General features: G+C 57.9%; 20 protein-coding genes. All 20 read right to left on the reverse strand.

The features are described from left to right. Positions 1–395: 395 nt before the first annotated feature. The 20 genes from flhe to flhD all read right to left on the reverse strand — a co-directional run bounded on the left by flhe (position 396) and on the right by flhD (position 21,781). On the reverse strand, positions 396–788 hold the full coding sequence (flhe, locus tag FHC51_RS19010; protein WP_103822397.1) for a flagellar protein FlhE: 393 nt from the start codon (positions 786–788) through the stop codon (positions 396–398). Next, complete coding sequence (gene flhA, locus FHC51_RS19015; RefSeq protein ID WP_114386385.1) at positions 788–2,866, reverse strand: flagellar biosynthesis protein FlhA; 2,079 nt, start codon at positions 2,864–2,866, stop codon at positions 788–790. The genes flhe and flhA overlap by 1 nt, the downstream gene beginning before the upstream one ends. After that, positions 2,859–4,007, reverse strand: a complete 1,149-nt coding sequence (gene flhB / locus FHC51_RS19020) for a flagellar biosynthesis protein FlhB (protein ID WP_220436341.1) — start codon at positions 4,005–4,007, stop codon at positions 2,859–2,861. Before flhB ends, flhA begins: the two co-directional genes overlap by 8 nt. Before the next feature lie 273 nt (positions 4,008–4,280). Continuing rightward, positions 4,281–4,925: a protein phosphatase CheZ gene (gene cheZ, locus FHC51_RS19025; protein ID WP_103822399.1), complete on the reverse strand. Its 645-nt coding sequence runs from the start codon at positions 4,923–4,925 to the stop codon at positions 4,281–4,283. A 10-nt stretch (positions 4,926–4,935) separates the two neighbouring features. Continuing rightward, positions 4,936–5,325 carry a chemotaxis response regulator CheY gene (gene cheY / locus FHC51_RS19030; RefSeq protein ID WP_032611971.1) on the reverse strand — a complete coding sequence of 130 codons (390 nt, stop codon included), beginning with the start codon at positions 5,323–5,325 and terminating at the stop codon, positions 4,936–4,938. 16 nt (positions 5,326–5,341) lie between these two features. Further along, on the reverse strand, positions 5,342–6,391 hold the full coding sequence (locus FHC51_RS19035; RefSeq protein ID WP_220436342.1) for a chemotaxis response regulator protein-glutamate methylesterase: 1,050 nt from the start codon (positions 6,389–6,391) through the stop codon (positions 5,342–5,344). Further along, complete coding sequence (cheR, locus tag FHC51_RS19040; RefSeq protein ID WP_220436343.1) at positions 6,388–7,257, reverse strand: protein-glutamate O-methyltransferase CheR; 870 nt, start codon at positions 7,255–7,257, stop codon at positions 6,388–6,390. The genes FHC51_RS19035 and cheR overlap by 4 nt, the downstream gene beginning before the upstream one ends. Positions 7,258–7,276: 19 nt before the next feature. Further along, a complete protein-coding gene (tap, locus tag FHC51_RS19045) occupies positions 7,277–8,878 on the reverse strand; it encodes a methyl-accepting chemotaxis protein IV (RefSeq protein WP_220436344.1) in 1,602 nt (533 codons plus the stop codon). 44 nt (positions 8,879–8,922) lie between these two features. Then, the gene (gene tar, locus FHC51_RS19050; RefSeq protein ID WP_220436345.1) at positions 8,923–10,578 is read right to left on the reverse strand and encodes a methyl-accepting chemotaxis protein II; all 1,656 of its coding nucleotides are present in this window, start codon (positions 10,576–10,578) and stop codon (positions 8,923–8,925) included. A gap of 83 nt (positions 10,579–10,661) precedes the next feature. Further along, positions 10,662–11,624, reverse strand: coding sequence for a spore coat U domain-containing protein (locus tag FHC51_RS19055; RefSeq protein ID WP_220436346.1), 963 nt, complete (start codon positions 11,622–11,624; stop codon positions 10,662–10,664). Continuing rightward, complete coding sequence (locus FHC51_RS19060; protein WP_220436347.1) at positions 11,621–14,002, reverse strand: fimbria/pilus outer membrane usher protein; 2,382 nt, start codon at positions 14,000–14,002, stop codon at positions 11,621–11,623. The genes FHC51_RS19055 and FHC51_RS19060 overlap by 4 nt, the downstream gene beginning before the upstream one ends. Then, complete coding sequence (locus tag FHC51_RS19065) at positions 13,978–14,733, reverse strand: molecular chaperone (protein ID WP_220436348.1); 756 nt, start codon at positions 14,731–14,733, stop codon at positions 13,978–13,980. The genes FHC51_RS19060 and FHC51_RS19065 overlap by 25 nt, the downstream gene beginning before the upstream one ends. Before the next feature lie 16 nt (positions 14,734–14,749). Beyond that, positions 14,750–15,253, reverse strand: coding sequence for a spore coat U domain-containing protein (locus FHC51_RS19070; RefSeq protein WP_370463897.1), 504 nt, complete (start codon positions 15,251–15,253; stop codon positions 14,750–14,752). Positions 15,254–15,309: 56 nt separating this feature from the next. Further along, entirely contained in the window at positions 15,310–15,879 is a 570-nt protein-coding gene (locus FHC51_RS19075; protein ID WP_103822407.1) for a spore coat protein U domain-containing protein, read from the reverse strand. Positions 15,880–16,356: 477 nt separating this feature from the next. Next, positions 16,357–16,860: a chemotaxis protein CheW gene (gene cheW, locus FHC51_RS19080; RefSeq protein ID WP_032611989.1), complete on the reverse strand. Its 504-nt coding sequence runs from the start codon at positions 16,858–16,860 to the stop codon at positions 16,357–16,359. 21 nt (positions 16,861–16,881) lie between these two features. After that, positions 16,882–18,909, reverse strand: coding sequence for a chemotaxis protein CheA (gene cheA / locus FHC51_RS19085; RefSeq protein WP_220436350.1), 2,028 nt, complete (start codon positions 18,907–18,909; stop codon positions 16,882–16,884). Between the two features lie 4 nt (positions 18,910–18,913). Further along, the gene (gene motB / locus FHC51_RS19090) at positions 18,914–19,843 is read right to left on the reverse strand and encodes a flagellar motor protein MotB (RefSeq protein WP_220436351.1); all 930 of its coding nucleotides are present in this window, start codon (positions 19,841–19,843) and stop codon (positions 18,914–18,916) included. Further along, positions 19,840–20,727, reverse strand: a complete 888-nt coding sequence (gene motA / locus FHC51_RS19095) for a flagellar motor stator protein MotA (protein WP_103180094.1) — start codon at positions 20,725–20,727, stop codon at positions 19,840–19,842. Before motA ends, motB begins: the two co-directional genes overlap by 4 nt. Positions 20,728–20,849: 122 nt before the next feature. Continuing rightward, on the reverse strand, positions 20,850–21,428 hold the full coding sequence (gene flhC / locus FHC51_RS19100) for a flagellar transcriptional regulator FlhC (RefSeq protein WP_103180095.1): 579 nt from the start codon (positions 21,426–21,428) through the stop codon (positions 20,850–20,852). 2 nt (positions 21,429–21,430) lie between these two features. Then, on the reverse strand, positions 21,431–21,781 hold the full coding sequence (gene flhD, locus FHC51_RS19105; protein WP_103180096.1) for a flagellar transcriptional regulator FlhD: 351 nt from the start codon (positions 21,779–21,781) through the stop codon (positions 21,431–21,433). Positions 21,782–22,290 lie beyond the last annotated feature (509 nt).

Genomic DNA, 22,290 nt, shown 5'->3' on the forward strand with positions numbered 1-22,290 from the left:
TACGCACCACGCCTTCAGTAGCGGAGCAGGAAGGACATCTGATGGAAATGGAAGCCACGCAAGCACCTTAAAATCACCATCATACACTAAATCAGTAAGTTGGCAGCATTACCGGTTGCCAGATATAAAACATCCATAACCCCCCAAAACATGCATACTTGCTGAAAGCTCAATTTCATACCTGCTCCCTTTTGCATTATTGCGTTCCATCATTGATATGTATATCACATTATCTCAGCGCGTAGAGTATATTCTCCGGTTATTGACTTCCAGAGCTATTCTCTTAATGAAAAGAGTGAGGGAAAAATTAACAGTGCAAGAACAGCAGGAAAAATAACGAAGCCTGCTGAACGACACCCCCATTCCGTTCGGGCGGACGGAATGGGGTCAGAGGGTTAGCGGTAGTTCACAATCACTTCGTTACGCTGGACCTTCAGGGCCGGGATAAGGCGACCACCGCCGGGGACTTCCCAGATAAAGCGCAGCGGCTCAACGGCGGGCACGTTGTTGAACGCATGGGTTGTGCCGCTGGCCCCGTCCAGTTCGGTACAGCGCGTCTGGGAACAGAGCCGCACCCGCAGCCCGGCGGGGGTCGGGCCATTGAGCTCATAGCGCCAGGCCACCAGAGTCATCAGGCCCGATACCGGCTGCTGCGCCGACAGCGGGCGTGACGAAGCCGCCACGCCACGGTGGGTAAGGGTCAGGCCGATACTGCTGGCCTGCCATGCCCCCTCCCCTGCGGCCTGCGCCATCAGCGGCAGGGCCAGTAACCAGAGTAATTTACGCATTACTGGCCTCCGATGGTTGCGGTCATGCGGATATGTCGGTTGTCCGACAGCTCCATATTCGACAGCACGACCAGCTGCGACAGGCTGCGGCGCAAGAAGCGCGAGAGCAGCGGACGCAGGGCGTGATTCACCAGCAGCACCGGCGGTGCTCCCAGCATCTCCTGACGCTGCAACGCCTCCTGGGTTTGCGCCAGCAGACGATCCGCCAGTCCCGGCTCCAGCCCGCCGCCGCCCTGCAACGCCTGCAGCAGCAGACGCTCAAGCGGCGTATCGAGCCCAATCACCTGCACTTCGCCGGTACCCGGGAACCACTGCTGGGTGATGGCGCGGCCTAACGCCACGCGCACCACCGCCGTCAGCTCGTGCGGATCGTTTTGCAGCGGCGCATGCTCGGCCAGGGTTTCCAGAATGGTACGCATATCGCGGATCGGCACCTTCTCGTCGAGCAGGTTCTGCAGCACCTTGTGCAGCGTGGTCAGGGTCAGTACACCCGGAACCAGATCTTCGGTGAGCTTCGGCATCTCCTGAGTGACGCGATCCAGCAGCTGTTGCGCCTCCTGGCGGCCGAACAGCTCTGCGGAGAACTGACCAATCAGGTGGTTAAGGTGAGTTGCCACGACGGTACTGGCTTCCACCACGGTATAGCCCTGGATCTGCGCCTGCTCTTTCAGGGCACTTTCGATCCAGATAGCGGCCAGGCCAAAGGCCGGGTCGATAGTTTGTTCACCCGGCAGCGTACCCGCCGCGGTGCCAGGGTTAATGGCCAGCCAGCGCCCCGGATAGGCGTCTCCGCTGCCGATCTCCACCCCTTTCATCAGAATGCGATAGCGCGCAGGAGGCAGATCCATGTTGTCGCGGATATGCACCACCGGCGGCAGGAAGCCCATGTCCTGGGCGAATTTTTTACGAATACTGCGGATACGTCCCAGCAGTTCGCCATCCTGCTGGAAATCGACCATCGGGATCAGGCGGTAGCCGACTTCCATGCCCAGCGAATCTTCCAGCTGGACGTCGTTCCAGGTGGCCTCCACTGCCTGGGTGTTTTCCGGCATTTTAACGGGTGCAGGTTCAGCCTTCGGTTTAGATTCACGCCCGCGCAGCCACCAGGCCAGCCCCAGCAGTGCGGCGGTGAACAGCAGGAAGACGAAGTTCGGCATGCCCGGCACCAGGCCCAACAGGCCAAGTACCGCGGCAGAGAGCATCAGCACGTTCGGGTTGTTGAACAGCTGGCCCACCATCTGCTCGCCGACATCCTGATCGGTGGCGACGCGGGTTACGATCACGCCGGCTGCGGTGGAGATCACCAGCGCCGGGATCTGGGCGACCAGACCGTCACCAATGGTCAGCAGCGTGTAGCTTTCTGCTGCCTGGCCCATGGCCATTCCATGTTGCAGCACACCCACCAGCAGGCCGCCAATCACGTTGATCACCATGATCAGAATACCGGCGATGGCATCGCCGCGAACGAACTTACTCGCACCGTCCATCGAGCCGTAGAAGTCCGCTTCCTGGGTCACTTCGGCACGGCGTTTTTTCGCTTCATCTTCGCCAATCAGACCGGCGTTAAGATCGGCGTCAATCGCCATCTGTTTGCCCGGCATCCCGTCCAGGACGAAACGTGCGCCCACTTCTGCGATACGCCCCGCACCTTTGGTGATAACCATAAAGTTGATGATCACGAGGATGATAAACACCACGATCCCGATGGCGAAGTTGCCGCCGACCAGGAAGTGGCCAAAGGCTTCAACCACCTTACCTGCCGCCGCGCCGCCGGTATGCCCTTCCATCAGAATGATACGGGTGGAGGCCACGTTCAGCGCCAGACGCAGCAGCGTGGTGAAGAGCAGAATGGTCGGGAACGCGGCGAACTCCAGGGTGCGCTGGGTGAACATGGCCACCAGCAGCACCATAATGGAGAGCGCAATGTTGAATGTGAAAAGCAGGTCGAGGATGAATGCCGGCAGCGGCAACACCATCATCGACAGGATTAGCAGGATGAGGATCGGCCCGGCAAGGATCTGCCATTGAGTCGATTTCAGGTTGCCGGGGAGGCGCAACATTGCCACCAGATTAGCCATCAGAGTCCTTCTCGTTCATAAAATCCAGCGCGGCAGGCACCGGGAGATTCTCAGGTTTAACAGGCCGTTGACCACCGGCCAGACGCCAGCGCTTCAACTGCCATACCCACGCCAGCACTTCCGCCACAGCGGCATAGAGCTGGCCCGGGATCTGCTGTCCTATTTCCGCATGCCGGTAGAGCGCACGTGCCAGTGGCGGCGCTTCCAGCATCGGGATACGGTTTTCATTACCAATTTCACGGATGCGCAGCGCGATAAGCCCCGCCCCTTTCGCCACCACTTTAGGCGCGCTCATTTTGTCTTCGTCATATTGCAGCGCAACGGAGTAGTGGGTCGGGTTGGTGACAATCACATCCGCTCTCGGTACATCTTCCATCATCCGGCGACGTGCAGCGGCACGCTGCATCTGGCGAATACGCCCTTTTACGTGCGGGTCGCCTTCCATCTGCTTATGTTCATCCCGGATGTCCTGGCGGGACATGCGCAGTTTTTTAATGTGGCTGTAGATCTGGAAGAAGACGTCAAATCCAACCATCGGGATAATCGAGAGCACCACCAGCAGCGAACAGAGCCCCACCAGATTGAGCGCGTTGCGCATGGCGGTAAATGGCGACTCGCTGATCAGGCGCATCATCTCCGGCCAGTTATGCCAGATAAAAAATCCCGCCACGCTGCCCATCAGCGTCGCTTTCATCAACGCTTTCAGCAGTTCGGCGGCGGTCTGCGCGGAGAACATTCTCGCGATGCCGGGCAAAGGGTTCAGCTTGGAGAATTTAAACTGCAGCGATTTCCCGCTGAAAACCAGCCCGCCCAGCATCACCGGCGATACGATAGCCACCAGCACCACGCCGGTGATTAACGGCAGTAGCGCGATCATCGCGCTTTTGATCAGCAGGATAATCTGGCTGAGGATCAGGTTAGGGTCGTTGACCATGCTGTGATCGAAGCGCAACCCGGCCGAGAGCATGCCGGCCAGTCTGCGGGCAAGGGACTCCCCGCCTATCCAGATAATGCACACGCCAACCAATAAAATCAGCAGCGAGGTGAGTTCTCGGGATCGGGGTATTTGCCCGTCCTCACGCGCTTTTTCAAGTCGGTGGGGTGTGGGGGCTTCTGTTTTGTCGTCGCTGTCTTCTGCCACGGCAAGCATCTCGCAGGTAGAGGTCTGGACGATATGATGCCAAAGCCGCGCCTGACCAATGCGTTAATTAGGGGCGTGAAAAGGGCTGATTTAGGGCTTTCGGTTGCGACAGGGAAAACGAGGGAAAAAAACGCCACCTTTACAGGTGGCGTTTTTGCCTGGGGGCGCTTCGCTAGCACAGCCCTACCAGGACCGCACAATATGATGATATTGCAGGTTTTGTAGGCCGGGTAAGCGCAGCGCCACCCGGCAATGCCAGCAAAACGCAGGTTATCAGAACCCTAAGCTGTCCAGCAGGTCGTCCACCTGATCCTGGCTTGCCACGACACCGGCTTTGGTGGTGTCGAGCTGGGGGCCATTCAGCAGGCTTTCGTTTTCGCGTTGTGGACGTGCGGAAGGTTCCGGCATGTTCTCCAGCAGCACCATTAACAGCTGACGCTCAATCTCCTGGATCACGTCCATCATGCGCTTGATCACCTGACCCGTAAGGTCCTGGAAATCCTGCGCCATCATGATGTCCAGCAGCTGGGCGTTAGTAAAGCTGGTATGGTCCGGCACCGCTTTCAGGTAGTGACGAGTATCGGTCACCAGTTCGCGGGCGTCGGAGAGTTCGATCGGATTTTCGAACCAGTCGTCCCAGCGTTTAGTCAGCGCTTTTGCGCCCTTTTCCATCTCGTCCTGATGCGGCTGCGACGCTTCAACACTGTTCAGCGCACGCTCTGCCGCCTGGGCAGTCATCTGTACAACATAATCCAGACGGTCGCGGGCATCGGGAATCGCTTCCGCCGCTTCCGCAATCGCCTGATCCAGGCCCAGCTCACGCAGGCTGTCGCGCAACATACGCGTCAGGCTGCCGATGCGGGCAATTATGTCGCCGGGTGAATGCTCATCCGTAGGTTTAATCGAAGGCTGCATCATCTCCCGTACCTCACATGCCGAGTTTCTCGAAGATCTTACCGAGTTTTTCTTCCAGGGTTGCCGCGGTGAATGGCTTCACCACATATCCGCTTGCGCCAGCCTGTGCCGCAGCAATGATGTTCTCTTTCTTCGCTTCAGCCGTTACCATCAACACAGGCATAGAGGCCATCGCAGCATTCGCACGAATGGTTTTCAGCAGTTCCAGACCGTCCATGTTCGGCATGTTCCAGTCAGAAATAACAAAACCAAAGCCGCCGGCATTCAGTTTGTTCAGCGCATCAACGCCGTCTTCCGCTTCTTCTACGTTATTAAAACCCAGCTCTTTCAGCAGGTTGCGCACGATGCGACGCATGGTGGAAAAGTCATCCACAACCAAAAACTTGAGCTCTTTGTCCGCCATAAAACTACACTCCTCGTTAAATACGTATTGCCTGTCCGGCACTGATTTTCGCCAGCATCTGCTGACTAACCTGACTAAGATCGACCACTTCGCTGACGCCACCCATATTGATGGCCTCGCGCGGCATGCCGAACACCACACAACTTGCTTCATTCTGCGCGATGGTCCAGGCGCCAGCCTGGTGCATCGCCAGCATTCCGGCGGCGCCATCGTTGCCCATCCCCGTCAGGATCACCCCAACGGCGTTGCGCCCCGCGTGTTTCGCCAACGAATGAAACAGCACATCCACCGACGGACGGTGCCGGTTAACCGGCGGCCCGTCATGAATTTTGATTTGATAGTTAGCGCCGCTGCGCGCCAGCTCCATATGCTTGTCGCCCGGGGCGATATAGGCATGCCCCGGCAGAACGCGTTCGCCATCTTCCGCCTCTTTCACGCTGATCTGACACAGCTTGTTCAGACGCTCCGCAAACGAGCGGGTAAAGCCTGGCGGCATATGCTGAGTGATCAGAATACCGGGGCTTGAGAGCGGCAATGGCTGGAGTACATGACGAATTGCCTCTGTTCCGCCGGTAGAGGCGCCGATAACCAGCAGCTTTTCCGAGCTCAGCAGCGGACCGGCTTTCAGGGTAGTCGGGGCCGCCAGCGGCTTATGCGTGGCAACCCGCGCCCTGGCCGCGGTACGAATTTTTTCCGCGATCATCTCGCTATACGACAGCATCCCCTCGCGAATGCCGAGCTGCGGTTTGGTGACGAAATCCACCGCCCCCAGCTCCAGCGCCCGCAGGGTGATTTCGGACCCTTTGCCAGTCAGTGAAGAGACCATCACCACCGGCATCGGCCGCAGACGCATTAACTTTTCGAGGAAGTCGATGCCGTCCATGCGCGGCATTTCGACATCCAGCGTCAGCACGTCGGGGTTATATTTTTTAATTAAATCCCGGGCTACCAACGGATCGGGGGCCGTCGCCACCATCTCCATGTCACTGTGGCTGTTGATAATCTCGGTCATGATCTGGCGCATTAACGCCGAATCATCAACTGACAAGACCCTGATTTTACTCATGCTTTATCCTTACTCAGCGCATATACCGTCTGCCCACGCAGGCTGAATTCGCGCACGAGATTGCTGAAGTTCTCCGAGTGCCCGGCAAACAGTAATCCGTCCGGCTTGAGCAACGGCACAAAGCGGCGCAGGATCTCCTGCTGCGTCGTTTTGTCGAAATAGATCATCACATTACGGCAGAAAATGGCGTCAAAAGGCCCCGCCACGTTGTACTGCTTCTCCAGCAGGTTGACCATGGAGAACTCCACCGCATTCGCCAGTTCACTGCGCACCCGCACCAGCCCGTCGTGCGGGCCGGTACCGCGCATGAAATAGCGCTGAAGCTGCTGTGGCGACAAGGTTTTTAGCTCGTCCTGACGATAGATACCGCTCTGCGCTTTTTGCAGCACTTCGGTATCTATATCGCTGGCGATCACCTTCCAGCGGCCCGGCGCGGTACCCAGGGTATCGGCCAGGGTGATGGCGAGCGAGTAAGGCTCTTCCCCGGTCGAGGCCGCCGCGCTCCACACGCGATATTCGCCGCCACTGCGGCGACGGGCATGGTCCGCCAGCACCGGGAAGTGGTGTGCTTCCCGGAAAAAGGCGGTCAGGTTGGTGGTCAAGGAGTTGATAAACGCCTGCCATTCCGCGCTGTTTGGGTTGGCTTCCAGCATCCCCAGATAGCGACCAAAATCATCCAGTCCGAGCGTGCGCAGGCGACGCACAAGGCGGTTGTAGACCATGTCCCGCTTGTGATCGGCCAGCACAATCCCCGCGCGCTGGTAGATTAACTGACATATCCGACGGAAATGCGCATCGGACAGCGCAAGGCGCTGTGTCATCTGTAACAATAATGACGATTGCCCTGAGGGCAGTGGTGATGTCATAGCGCCTTCTTAATCACATTCAGGTTCCGACTGGTACGGTCTGCGACCGCCCGACTTCTGTTACTGCTTCAACACGTTCATTGACATTAAATACAGCCACCAGCGAGGTAAGGTGATCCGCCTGGCCCGCTAACTGATCCGTGGCTGCCGCCGCTTCTTCCACCAGCGCGGCGTTCTGCTGAGTCACCTGATCCATCTGACTTACCGCCTGCGCCACCTGCTCAATACCGCGGCGCTGTTCATCGGATGCGGAGGCGATTTCGCCCATAATGTCGTTAACCCGGGTGACCGAGCTGACGATCTCGGTCATGGTTTTCGCCGCCGTATCCACCAGCTCCGAACCCTGCTGAACGCGGGACACCGACTCTTCAATCAGCACCTTAATCTCTTTCGCCGCGTTGGCGCTGCGGCTCGCCAGGTTACGCACCTCACCAGCCACCACCGCAAAGCCACGACCCTGCTCGCCCGCGCGGGCGGCTTCGACCGCGGCGTTCAGCGCCAGAATATTGGTCTGGAACGCGATGCCGTCGATCACGCTGATGATGTCGCCAATCTTCTGCGAACTGGCGGCGATCTCATTCATGGTGTTCGCCACGTGGGACGCCTGTTCGCCCCCCTTCTTCGCCGTCTGCGCCGCATTCTTCGCCAGACCAGAAGCCTGGCGGGCGTTGTCGGCGTTCTGCCCGACGGTGGCGGTCAACTGCTCCATGCTGGCGGCCGTTTGCGCCAGCGATGCCGCCTGCTGCTCGGTACGCGAAGAGAGATCGTTATTGCCCTCGGCAATTTCAGCGATCCCGGTGTGCATGGCGTAACTGCCCTGACGCACCTCGGATACCGTCTCACGCAGCGAGCCCTGCATCGCCTTCAGGCTGGCGAAAATGGCCGAAATTTCATTTTTGCCGTATACCGCTACAGGCCGCGCCAGATCGCCTTTGGCAATGCTGTCGAAATGGCTGCTGATAATCGCCAGCGGCTGGACAATCATCTTGCGCGACCAGAACAGCGCGGCGCTGGTCAGTACCACCGCCAGCACAATCATGGTGGCGAAAATCACGCCGGACATGTGGTAGCTGTTGCGGCTGTCATTCCCCGCCGCCTGCACAAAGTTGTTGATCTCCTGCTGCCAGGCGTCGGTGCTGGCATCAAATGCCGCCTGCGATTCCTGCACTGGCGCGGTCAGGAAATCTGACAGCTGGTTGTTCTCAAGCCACGTCGCCTGATGCTCCAGATCGCCATACCACTGGCTGAACGCACCCTGCATCGCTTTTTTCAGCTCTGCGTCCTTCGCGCTAATCGCCGCCTGGCCGCTAAAGGTTTTGAACAGGCCATCCGCCTGCTTCAGGCTACCGCGCGCGGTTACCATCAGCGCCTTGATGTCATCGGGCGGATAGCTCAGGGCGGTTAAGGTGCCCGCTTTATTCAGCGCCGTGCTGGCCTGCAACAAGACTGCCCGGCTCTGGGTAAGCAGCTCGCGCTGCTGATTACTGCCCTGCATCTCCTGTAAATTTTGATAACCATCGCGAAAAGCCCAAAATGACAAGCCATTACTGCCAACCTGCAACACCCCACAGAGAATCAAAATCAAAAACAGGGTGGTCGAGATACGAATACGATTTAACATCCACGCTCCCATTTAGCGGCCAGCAGCCGCGATTTAACGTACAATCAAAATGTTTCCCAGTTCTCATCTTTACCGGTTGCCACTGCGCGTACATATGCCGGTGCGTTAACCGGCGAGGCCGGTTGCGGGCTGACGCGCGATGAAACCGTGCTTGCAGGTCCAGAGTTAAGACGAAACGCCGAGACGGCCATCTTCAGACGGCTCGCCTGCTCTTCCAGTTGCGCCGCAGCGGCTGCGGACTCCTGAACCAGCGAGGCGTTTTGTTGTGTGACGCGATCCATTTCCGATACCGCCAGGGCCACCTGGTCGATACCACGGCTCTGCTCATCGGAAGCGGAGGCGATTTCCCCCATAATGTCCGTGACGCGGGTAACGGCATTCACGATGTCATTCATGGTTTCGCCCGCGCTCTCCACCAGCACCGAGCCGGTGTCGACGCGTGCGACAGAGTCTTCAATCAGGGCTTTAATCTCTTTGGCCGCGTTGGCGCTGCGGCTGGCGAGGTTACGCACTTCACCGGCGACCACCGCAAAGCCGCGCCCCTGCTCACCGGCACGCGCCGCTTCCACCGCGGCGTTCAGCGCCAGGATATTGGTCTGGAAGGCGATACCGTCGATGACGCTGATAATGTCGGCGATCTTCTTCGAGCTTCCGGCGATGTCGTGCATGGTTTTCACCACGCCATCCACCACCTTGCCGCCGCGCTGGGCGGTTTCCGAGGCGCTGTTCGCCAGCTGTGAGGCCTGGCGGGCGTTGTCGGCATTCTGCTTCACGGTGGCGGTGAGCTGCTCCATGCTTGCCGCGGTCTCTTCCAGCGCTGACGCCTGTTGCTCGGTGCGGGAGGAGAGGTCGTTGTTACCCAGCGCGATTTCGCTGGTGCCGGTGTAGATAGCCTCCGAGCCCTGACGCACGTTCGCCACCGTCTCGCTCAGGGAGCGCTGCATGTGGTCAACGCTGATGGCCAGCTGGGTGATTTCGCTGCGCCCGGTGATAGTCAGGGAGTGGGTCAGATCGCCGCTGGCAATGTGACGGATATGGTCGATGACACGGTTTAACGGGTTAAGCAGGGTATGGCGAATGCCGTACCAGACCCCCACCAGCACGATCGCCAGGGCGAGCGCCAGGATCCCCATCTGCCATTTGGCGAAGGTGTAATCCTTCACGCTGGCATTAAACGCCGCCTGGTTACGCGCGTCGGATGCGGTAACGTAATCCCGCAGAGCGGTCCCCAGCGCGTTCTGTTTTGACTGAGTTGCCTGGGCGAAATAGGCCTCCATGTTGCCGTTATCAAGGAACTGGATCAGTTCAGTGAGCGCCGCAGCATAGTCCCGGTATGTCTCATTGATGGTCTGGCTCACCTGCTCCATCGACGGCTGTGGAGGGATGGCGCTGTAAGCCTTGAAGTGTTTATCCGCTTCCGCAAGCGTAGTGCGGGCGCTATTCATCAGTTCCGTTTGCGGCTTAGCGGGATCGGTCACCATACGTGCGGAGGCGCGGCTCAGGTTGATGCGCGTTTGCAGCAGGTAATCCCAGGTGGAGGTGATTTCACTTTGTTGAACCCGGAACTCGTTCGAAACCGCAAAACTGTCCTGGTTGGCTTTAATGGAAGAGAAAAAGAGACTGCCGGAGACGAGCTGCAACAGAGCGAAAACAGCCAGCACCAACATCAGCATTGTCACAACGCGCATACGGTTCAACATACAACACCTTCTCATTGTTTTGTTCTCGGTGTTATCGGCACAACTGAGAGGAACTTTACATTTGCGAAAGGGAAAAGCGCGGTTCAGAACGCGACGTCTACCACGAGGGTATCGCTGTAGTTGCCAGCAGGGGGCGTGGTCTGGTTGGGGAGGATGCGGGCGGTGTAGTTATAGGTGCGCAGCAGGCCGTCGGTACTCACCTGGGATGAGGCTCCGCTCGCCCAGCGCTCGGTGCCGCTGACGCCCCAGCGGTTGGCGGTGGCCTCTTTATAGATCTCATAGCTCATACGGTTGTTACCGCTGGCCATGCGCCGGACATTGTTCAGGGCGTTGAGGCCGTTATTGATGCCGATGGTATAGGCGCTGCCCTTGGTGCAGGTGACGGCGATGGACTGGTAAATGGTGGGGAAATTCTGTACCAGCGGCGCGCTGTTAAAGTTGATATTCGGGGTGGTCATGGCGCTGCAGTCATTGGTGACGTTCATATTGAGGGTGATGCTGGTCACCGCCGTACCGGTCTGGGGGGTCAGGCAGAGGCCCACTGCCCCCACCTGGCAGACGTTGTAATTAACGCTGAAGTTAAGCGTCACCTGATAGGGCCCGGCGCTGACGTTCTGCCCGGCAACGGTGCGGAAATAGAGCGGAATATTGTACTGCCTGGAACCCAGCAGCCCCAGCAGCGTGCTGCCGCTCCAGGTATAAGAGCGGGCGATCTGCACTTCGCTGGTGCCGGTGCAGCCCGACGCACCGCACAGTCGGGTAGGAATAACATCGGTGATGGTGGCGTTATCGGTGCGTTTCAGGTTGGCGCGGCTGGCGGCGCTGACGGTGGCGCCGGTGTAGTTGAGGGTGATGGAGTCGTTGGTCAACAGGTTAAGCACCGCATCGCAGCTTACCACCAGGGTGCCGGTGGTCTGTACCTCGTTGTTGCCGCTCAGAGCGAAGGAGGTCACGCTGCCAAAGCTGGCGTTGACGGTACTGACGGTACAGGCCCCCCAGCCGGTACCGGAGACCAACAGCAGCAGTAACAGCAGCAGGCGCCTCATGGTGCCAGCCTGCAGGTCAGCGGGCCGTAAGTTTGCAGCTTATGGTCCGGATTAGGGGCAAGAGTCAGGGTCACATGGCAATATTTGCCCTCCGGGGTGCGTACCTCCAGCGGGTTAACATCGTTCAGGTTCTCCAGCCAGGCGATGCCGTCATAGCCCACGGTGGCCGGGGCGCGGGAGGCGCGGCGCACCTGGCTGCCGAGCGGAATATCCTGGCCCTCGCCGTCGTGCAGGATCACGCTGGCGACCCGCTCTTCCTCCATCGGGAAGTCAACCAGATAGCCGCTGTTGCGGCGCAGCGCCACCCGCCGCTCGGTCTCTTTTAACCGGGTATCGGCGGGCAGGTTCAGGGTGTTGATGCTGTAGCTCGCCGGATAGTAGGCGGATACGCCGCTCACCAGCAGATAGCCGTTTTGGTTGGTTTTCCCCACCGGCTGGTTTTCGTAGCTCACCGGCACATCGGGCTTGCCGTCGGTGCTGATGACCACGAAGGCGTCGTTGATCTTATTGGCGGCAAAGAGTTCGCCGTCCATCAGCACCAGCGAGCCCAGCGCCTCGCCCCACCAGGTCATCATGTCGCGCTCGCCGTAGGTGCCGCCCTGCACTTCAATATTGTTGTTACGCCAGCCCAGCGAGGCCTGCTGGTAGCTGCGGGAGCGGGACTGGTTCGCCAGGGCCATGTTCCAGCTAAAGCCGCCGTCGGTGGGCATGGCGTGGTTGTAGTTGATGCGCTGGGTGCTGCCCGCGTCCGGGGTGTTTTCCAGGGTGACGGCGGCGCTGTCGCGTTCGCCGAGCGGAATTTGCAGCGACAGGGCGACCGTCCAGTCGCCCCGCTGCTGGTCCCGGCTGGCGGCAAGGTAGATACTGCTGCTGCGCCACAAGTTGCGGCTCCAGGAGAGGTTGAGCAGCTCGGTTTTCTCGCTGTCGAAACTCTCCACCCCAATCCAGGCGGCGCCGATATTGCCATAATCACCCAGATTAAGGCTCAGGGAGTACTGGTCCGTATTGCGGCTAAGGCTGGCGATGGGCTGGTTGAATTCGTCGTATACCGTCGGCTGGTCGTAGAGGGCCAGGTTGCCAAAGCCGCGATCCCGGCGGCTGTGCTGGGTAGCAATGCTGAATTCGCTGGTGCTGTACTGGTAGCCCCAGTTCACCTGCCCGCCCTCTTCACCGCGCATCCGGCTGCGGGTATACGCGGTATTGACCACGCCGAAACGCCCCATTTTTACCACCGTGCCCAAACCGCCCAGCGCCAGCTCTTCGGCCCCTTCCCCATGTCCTTCGAGGGTCAGCCAGTCGGTCAGCCCGTAGCGGTAAGAGCCGCTCCCCGCCGCCGGGCCGTAATCAAAACTTTCAATCCCGTAGTTACGGCGGAGGCTGCCGAGGGTCACGGCTCCGTCGCTCAGCCCTGCCTTCAGCAGTTCGCTGGTGACGTAAAACGGCAGCGTGGTGCTCACCTGGCGACCCAGCGCATCGGTGGTGACCAGGACCGCATCTCCCGCGCCGTTGATATAGGGCAGATTGGTGAGGGTGAACGGTCCCGGCTGCAGGCGGGTGGATCCGGCGCGATAGCCGTTGACGAACAGATCTACCGAGGTGGGTACCGCCGCCTCGCCGGAAAATTCCGGCAGCGGCCAGGTGACCAGATCCGGGCGGAGCGAAAAGTCCCGGCCATAGCTGATGCCCCCCATACGCACGCTGCTGCTCCAGCTGACGGCATCGCTGATGACATCCCCGGCGGTCCAGGTGGTGGCATTATCTTCATGCGTGACCAGCAGCGTGGTGTCGTAACGCACGTATCCCTCCTGCATGCCGCCGCCGGAGAGGTTTTTGCGCACAAAGCCGGTGGAGGATAAAGACCCCCGCTCGTCAAAATAGCGGAACTCATGCCAGAGCGAGGCCTGCCCGCCTGCATGATCGGTCTTGCTGGTATAGAAGTCATAGTTGAGCAGCGCCCCTCTGCCGTAGTGGGGGGTGCTCTGGGTCAGCTCGCCGCCAAAGGGGGTGACCCGGGCGGAGATCCACTCCCGGGGCACGCTCAACAGCAGGCGCTGCCCGGCGCTGTCATACTCGCTGCGCACACCGGCGAGGGTCGTCAGATTAACCTCCCCCGGCGGGACATTTTCCGGCGGCAGGCCTGCGCGCAGCAGGTCAGCGCTGGAGACCAGATAATCGCCGTTGCGCCGGGTGACAGGCACCACCAGCCCGGTATCGTAGTGGTTGACGATCAGCGCCAGCTGAAAGACCGCTTCGTCGTTCAGGGACTGGGGCGCGGGCGGCGGCGGTAGCGCATCGTCGCCGGTGTTGGCCCAGCCTGCCGTGGAGACGCAAAGCAGGATCATCATCGTGGGTTTCAGTTGACGGGGGCCGACTGCCATTCGGTATCCCTGGCATTAATTTGCGCACTCATCTGGCCCGGCTGGGTGATGCCTGAGGGGAGAGGCCAGCTGCGTTCACTGCCCGGCAGAACATACCCCAGCAGACCGTCCGCCATGCTCCTTTTCTGTCCGCCCTGAGTCAGGGAGACCTGACTGAGCCGAACATGCACATCACCCCGGTTACGTACCTGCAGCGCGGGCTGGCCGTTTTCGCGGATAACCCGCCAGCTCAGGTTGCGCGGCTCGGCAAAGGCATGATGTTCCCCCTCTTTGATGGTTTCGATCCCCTGCCCGTAAACAAACAGCGGAATGGAGTAGCGCATCTGCAGCTTAAGGCCGATCTGCGGCGTGGTATTGTCCTGAGGCTGGGGAATTTCGTCGACGATAATGCGGTAGGCCTGTTCAACCCCCATCGGCACCCCGCCCTGTTTAATCAGGCGAATAAGCTGCTTGCTGCCTTTGGCAATAGTAACAATCGGCGGGCTGGCGACCACCTCCTGCTGGGCGGTGTAGCGCTCAAGGCCGCCCTCCTGGCGCCAGCGCACAATGCGCACCTGCATGGTGGTGGCGCTGTTGCCCTGGTTTTGCACCCACAGCTCGGTCGCGTTGGTATCGGCCGACAGCCAGGGATCGATGGGCCAGAGCAGAATGGATGCCGCGCCCTGGGCGGCGTGCGCCGTTATCCCCAGCGCCACCAGCAGCGCCAGCGGGCCGCTTGCAAATGCCTTCATGGTCGTTCTCCCTGTATCACCAGGACAAGGTCACGGTGAGTTGATCTGAATAGTTCCCGGCCGGGCTAAAGCCCGTCAGAAGCGCCACGCCAAACAGCGGCAGGGCGATGTTATTGCTATTGGTATAGGTTACGGGTATGGCCTGGTTAACGCCGATTTCGCTGTTTGCCCCCAGCGAACTGCTGCTGTAGAGCCGGTAGGCGACCCGCTGGGTGCCGCCGGCGCGCTGCATATTGCGCACCGAGGCGTAATTCTGCCCGCCGTCGATGCTCATGCTCAGCGCCACCCCCGGCGTGCAGGCGATACTTAGCGAACCATTAGGCACAAAGCTGGTGCTGACCTGGCCGCTCTGCACCCCGCTGTAGCTGCCAAAATTGAGCGCCCCCAAGACCCCTCCGGTGCCGGAGGTCACCGAGCAGCCCGGAGTTATGGTGGCATTCACCTGAAACGACTGGCTGGTCACCGCCCGGGCGCCGGTCGTCGTCAATATCAGGGCGACCAGGCCAAAAACGGCGTGCAGCCTCCCCTCACTCCGCGACAGGAGTGATACGGTCACGCGCTTCATCAATCGCGCGGCTAGTAAGTGACGCTGACGTTTATGGTGTCGGTGTAGGTGCCGGGTACCACGGTGACGCTGTTGCCACCGCCGGTGATACGGCCATAGAGCGTGTAGCTATTAACCCCGCCTGCGGTAGAGGCCACCGGGATCGGCGCGTTATTGGCGATCACGTTGTTAAAGCTGCTGTCGCTGAACAGGCTGTATGCCACACCCTGAGCGGTATTCGCGGTGTTGACCAGATAGCGCGCCGGCGTGCCGGGCGTGCCCACAACCGTTCCCGGCGCGGTGGAGTTGGTATTGCCGGTAATGGCAACCGTGTAGCTGTCGGTGGTGCACTGGATGGTAAAGGTATTGCCCCCATTGGCCCCGGTGAGCTGGGTGGTGAGCGTCGAGAAGGTTGCCGGATGGGTACCGAAATCCAGCGTACCGAAGTTAATGCCGTTCTGGTTTGGCGAGCCGTTGATCAGGCAACCGTTGGTCAAGGTCAGGGTTGCGCCAATGGTCCCGCTGCTGGTTACCGCCTGTGCCGGAACTGTCGCCATCGCCAGAGCCGATCCCGCCAATAACACCAAAAGTTTTCTGTTCATTTTCCACCCTCCAGAAAATGTCGCCGTCGTTATCCTCTATTTTTGATAACGCTCAAATTGTTAGCACCCATTACTGTTGTTAATAGGTGGTTAAAATTAATTTAGATTAAGGCACCGCGAACAACCACTTTAGCCAGGCGGCTAAGACAAATGGCGTATTGACACAAAATATCTTTAAATAACAATCGGATAAATTTTTAAAACGCCTGAATATTGAGGCCAGGCGGGATAAAAAATAGGAATAATGTGATACAGATCACAATATATCCTCTTGTTTTCATTGGCAATTTTAATGGCGATTAAATAACAGTTAAGCCAGAGAAACTATTCCCTGAATTTTGGTTATGAATATATTCACAACTTGAATAAATAACAGGAAGAAAATAAGAACTGGACGGCGCATAGCGGGAGAAATAAATAAGGGGACCAGCATGGTCCCCTTGAAGTGTTGTCCTGGCCGCCGCAGCGGTGATGGCCTCAGGCTACGTGACTTGCCGCCACATCCAGCAGCGCCATCTCATCACTGTTCAGCAGCTTCTCGATATTCACCAGAATCAGCATACGGTCACCGAGCGCCCCCAGACCAGTCAGGTATTCGGTGGACAGCGTAACCGCGAATTCCGGCGCCGGGCGGATCTGCTCGGCGGTCAGGGAGAGGACATCGGAAACCCCATCAACCACAATCCCGACCACGCGCTGGCCCAGATTGAGCACAATCACGACCGTGTTGTCATCATACTCGACGTCGCCCTGGCTGAACTTCACGCGCAGGTCGACGATTGGCACGATAACGCCACGCAGGTTGGTCACGCCTTTGATGAAATCTGGCGTGTTGGCGATGCGGGTCACCTGATCATAGCCACGGATCTCCTGCACCTTCAGAATATCGATACCGTATTCTTCGTCACCTAAGGTGAAAACCAGGAATTCCTGCCCTGATGGCTCGCCGGCCAGCTTGGTTACATTACTCATACCGGTCATTTTTTTACCTTCTTAACTGAATCAGGCGGCTGTGTGCGCCATACGTTGTTCACGATTTAATCCCTGAAGCGCCGAAACATCGACGATCAGCGCCACACTGCCATCGCCGAGGATGGTGGCGGCTGAAATGCCAGGTACTTTGCGGTAGTTGCTCTCGAGGTTCTTCACCACCACCTGATGCTGACCAATCAGCTGATCGACCAGCAGGGCGTAACGGCGGCCTGCGCTTTGCAGAATGACCACAATCCCCTGCGTGGCTTCAGTTTTGGCGCCGTCCACGTCGAACACTTTCCACAGTTCCACCAGCGGCAGGTATTCGCCACGCACTTCCAGCACGCGCTCACCGCCTGCCAGCGGGTGCAGATCTTCTTCACGCGGCTGCAGCGATTCCATCACCGCGTTCAGCGGCAGGATGAACACTTCGTCCGCCACTTTGACCGACATTCCATCCAGGATCGCCAGCGTCAGCGGCAGCAGAATGCGGATAGTGGTACCTGAGCCCTGCTTCGACTTGATCTCAACGTGGCCGCCCATCTCCTGGATGTTACGTTTCACCACGTCCATACCCACGCCGCGCCCGGAGACGTCTGTGACCTGCTCCGCGGTGGAGAAGCCTGGGGCGAAGATCAGCATGCCCACCTCTTCGTCGGTCATGTTTTCGCTGACCGCCATCCCCTGCGACATCGCTTTCGCCAGGATACGCTCGCGATTCAGACCTGCGCCGTCATCGGTCACTTCGATGCAGATGTTCCCGCCCTGGTGTTCCGCAGACAAAATCAGGTTACCCACCGGGGATTTCCCTGCGGCAACTCGGTTTTCCGGCAGCTCGATCCCGTGGTCAAGGCTGTTACGCACCAGGTGCGTTAACGGGTCGATAATGCGCTCAATCAGGCTCTTATCCAGCTCGGTGGAGCTGCCCATCAGCGTCAGTTCGATTTGCTTATTGAGCTTGCCCGCCAGGTCGCGCACCAGACGCGGGAAGCGGCTGAAGACATACTCCATCGGCATCATACGGATGGACATCACCGATTCCTGCAGATCGCGGGCGTTACGTTGTAACTGGCCCATGCTGGTGATGAGATCGCCATGGTTGACCGGGTCCAGCTCGTTAGAGCGCTGGGCCAGCATCGACTGGGTGATCACCAGTTCGCCCACCAGGTTGATCAGCTGATCCACTTTTTCTACAGCGACACGAATACTGGTCGATTCACTGGAGCGGGCGGCCGGTTTTTCACGCTCGCCGCGATTTGGCGCAGCGGATTCGCCCGGAACGGCTTTAAGCGCAGGCGCGGCAGGTGCCACGGCCGGTACCGCAGGTGCAGCCGCGACTTCAGCCACTTCTGCCGTTTCCGCAACCGGTGCATCGGTCACGGTCTCAAAGTCGATCTGCTCGGGTTCAATAACAAAACAGAGCACGGCGATGACGTCATCTTTGCTGATGCCGCCGTCGAGGTTAGCTGCCAGCGTGTCCTTGCCCTTCACCACGTTGCTCAGGGTAGCGAGATTGCTCAGCTCTTCTTCCAGAAGGTTAACTTCGCTCTCTTTCAGGCCGGACAGCACCACACGCAGACGGTCGTCAGCGGCAGGCGCGGCCGCCGGAGCGGGCTCAACAACACTCAGTTTGGCCGGGCTGACGGCAACGGCTGCCGTCTCGCCTTTGGCTTCCAGCGCTAACTGACGCAGCGCGTTGCAGATGTATTCAAAGCTGGCAGCGTCCGGCTCTTGCGAGCTTTTATAGGCATCGAGCTGTTCCTGCATAATGTCTTTCGTTTCCAAAAACAGGTTAATAATGTCGGTATTGAGCTGCATCTCACCGCGTCGGGCCTCATCAAGCAGGTTCTCCATCAGATGGGTGGTTTCCTGCAAAATGGTAAAGCCAAACGTACCGGCGCCTCCTTTAATGGAGTGAGCTGCGCGAAATATGGCGTTGAGCTGCTCTGAATCCGGCGCCTCGGGCACCAGGTCCAGCAGGTGTTGCTCCATATCCGCCAACAACTCGTCGGCTTCATCAAAAAACGTCTGGTAAAAATCGCTAATATCCATGCTCACGCTATCACCTCGGATTGGCTGGTGGCGATGTTGGAACGGCAGCCGAAGGCGCAGGGCCTGGCTGTTTTAAATCATCCAGTGACTCAATCTGACTTTCGGCGTTTTCGTGCAGGATAGCCTGCTCTGCCTGTTTGTTGAGCACTAAGAGACTAATACGGCGGTTGATGGCGTCGTCCGGGCCGCGGTCGGTCACGCGCATGGTGGCGGCCATGCCGACGACGCGCAGCACTTTGCCATCGTCCAGCCCGCCGATCACCAGCTCACGACGGGATGCGTTTGCACGATCCGCCGAGAGCTCCCAGTTGCTGTACCCTTTTTCGCCACCGGCGTAAGGGAAGTCATCGGTGTGACCGGAAAGACTGATTCGGTTAGGGATCCCATTCAGCACTGGCGCAATGGCGCGCAGGATGTCGCGCATATAGGGCTCCACATCGGCGCTGCCGGTTTTAAACATGGGACGGTTCTGGCTGTCGATAATCTGAATGCGCAGCCCCTCCTGAACAAGATCGATTTTCAGGTGCGGACGCAGGGCGCGCAGCTTCGGATCCGCTTCGATCAGCTGGTCCAGATCGCCGCGCAGTTTTTTCAGGCGGCTCTGCTCCATGCGTCTTTTCAGCTCGTCGATGTTCGGCTCGCGCTTCACCTCACCCTGCTTTTGCGTATAGTCATCTCCACCGCCCGGGATCGGACTGTCGCTGTTGGAGATGCGCGGCCCCCCCGACACCGCCGTCGCCAGCGGGGTACGGAAATACTCTGCGATCTGAATCAGCTCTTTCGGGCTGGAGATAGAGATCAGCCACATCACCAGGAAAAACGCCATCATCGCGGTCATGAAATCGGCGTAGGCGATTTTCCACGAGCCACCATGATGGCCTCCATGCCCTTTATGCTTGCGCTTTTTGACTATGACGATGGGATGGGACTGGTTTTTCATGCGTCCTCAGTGCTCGTCTGCTGGTTTGGGTTCTTCACAGCGCGCACGTGCTCTTCAAGCTCAATAAACGACGGACGCTCGCTGGAGTAGAGGGTTTTACGGCCAAACTCTACCGCGATCGGCGGGGCATAACCGTTAAGATTCGAGAGCAGCGTGATTTTGACGCACTGCATCATTTTGGTGGTTTCAGCGCTCTTCTGACGCAATACGGTCGCCAGCGGAGAGATAAATCCGTACGCCAGCAGGATGCCGAGGAAGGTCCCCACCATGGCGTGCGCGATCAAGGCGCCCAGTTCAGCCGCCGGACGATCCGCCGAGGCCAGGGCGTGAACGACCCCCATAACTGCCGCAACGATACCGAACGCCGGCAGGGAGTCCCCCACCATCGCCAGGCTGTTAGCCGGGACTTCAGCTTCGCTTTCATGCGTTTCGATCTCTTCGTCCATCAACGCTTCGATTTCGAAGGTGTTCATGTTGCCGCTGATGATGAGACGCAGATAGTCGACGATGAATTCAAGCATCATCTTATCGGCGATAATGCGCGGGTAGCTGGCAAAGATCTCGCTCTCTTTCGGATTCTCAATATCGCGCTCCAGGGAAAACATTCCCTGTTGACGCGACTTGGCCATCAGGCGATAGAGCAGCGCCAGAAGGTCCATATACATACTTTTGGTGTATTTCGAACGACGGAACAGTAACGGCAACGCTTTTAACGTTCCCTTGATCGCCTTGCCGTTGTTGCCAACGATAAACGCCCCCACCCCTGCACCACCGATAATAATCAGTTCGGCCGGTTGATAGAGTGCCCCAAGGTGCCCGCCGGTCATCATGTAACCGCCGAAAACTGTACCGAGAACTACCAGGTAACCTAATACGATAAGCACGACATCATCCTTCCGCTAGTGACTGTAGCCAGGATGCGCAGGTCGGGGTTTATCCTTCTGCGGGGCAAAAAAAAGCAGCGGTAATCTCTTACCGCTGCTGGATCCTTGCCCACACGTTCGGGTTAAACAGCCTGTTCGATCTGTTCATCCAGCAGTTGTGGATTACTATCGGCAGCATCCCGGGAAAGTTTACGTCTTTTTACCGCACGAGACGGTGGTTGGCACAAACTGCAGGCGAAGCTGCCTGCGGGCTGATGTGCATGGGTGATAAAGTTGCCGCTACAGCAGTTGCAGCGGGAGAGTTCCAGCAATCCGCTCTCAACAAAACGCACCAATGTCCATGCGCGGGTCAGGGCCAGCAAAGGGCCTTCTTCAGGCTGCGGGCACTGCTCGAGGTAAAGTTTGTACGCTTTAATGACCGCATCAACGCCGCTGCATAAGCCGGTCTTGAGCAGGTACTGCCAGGCATTACAGAACATGGAAGCATGAATATTCTGCTCCCAGGTCATAAACCAGTCGGTAGAGAATGGCAACATCCCTTTTGGTGGTGGGCTGCCACGTAATTCTTTGTACAATTTGATAAGACGACCACGGCTCAGCTGGGTTTCGCTTTCAAGCATTTGCAAACGAGCACCTAGCGTAATCAGTTCCATGGCCAGTTGAATATCACGCGCTTCCTGAACAATGCTCTTCTCACTCATTTTTAAGCCCTTTTCTTACGGGCTACGTCATCAGGCTGGCTGATTTCGTTAAGCAAACGGGTAGAAAGCAGAATGCCGGTGTGAACCTGTTGCAGGTCATCCACGCGGGATTCCTGAGTCAGTTGCGTGACGGTCTGGTGATTATCAAAGCGGAACTGGCAAACCAGTTGGTTTGTTTCGGCCAGTTTCACCATCTGCGGCAACGTTAAACCGCCAAGCGTGGTGGCCATTTCTTCCTGAATGCCCAGACGGAACATTGCGGAGGCTTTATCCTGGCTAATCAAACGTTGTGCAAGCAATAAATATGACAGGTTGATGTCATAAATGTGTTTTAGCAATTCGGATGTGTTCATTTATCCCTTCCCGAATAACACTTTAATTTCTTGTGCGGTCGACCCGCACCCCGTGATGTCGCCGGGAAAACCCCGGTAAAAAAAAAGAAAAGGCTAAAACGCATAGTTGAATTAAGTTTTGTATCGATGAATCACGTTAAGAAAAACAAATTTTGTCTCTTACACATTTATCGCTTCTTACAATTAACTAAGACTTTTCCTAATTCGCGGCAACTTTACCCGTCCACTGTAGGACATACAATGCGGCCTCGCCTGAAATTTAAAATAAATGTGATCTACGTCACATAATTTAGGTGAATGTGAACCAAAAACCCATCAGCGTCACTTCTAATTTGTCTGTTTTTTGAACAAATAAGGCAAGGATATATTCTGTATCGCCGAATATTCATGCAGAAGTATGAAGAAACCAGGCACGTTACTTGCTTGGGGTTGACAAGTAACAAATTTGCAAAACAGCCCACCATATCTAAGATAGAAACAATATAATAAGATATTGAAATTAAAGAATT

Origin of the sequence: Leclercia sp. EC_58, from assembly GCF_019584355.1 — a bacterium.
In the GTDB taxonomy this organism is placed as follows: domain Bacteria; phylum Pseudomonadota; class Gammaproteobacteria; order Enterobacterales; family Enterobacteriaceae; genus Enterobacter.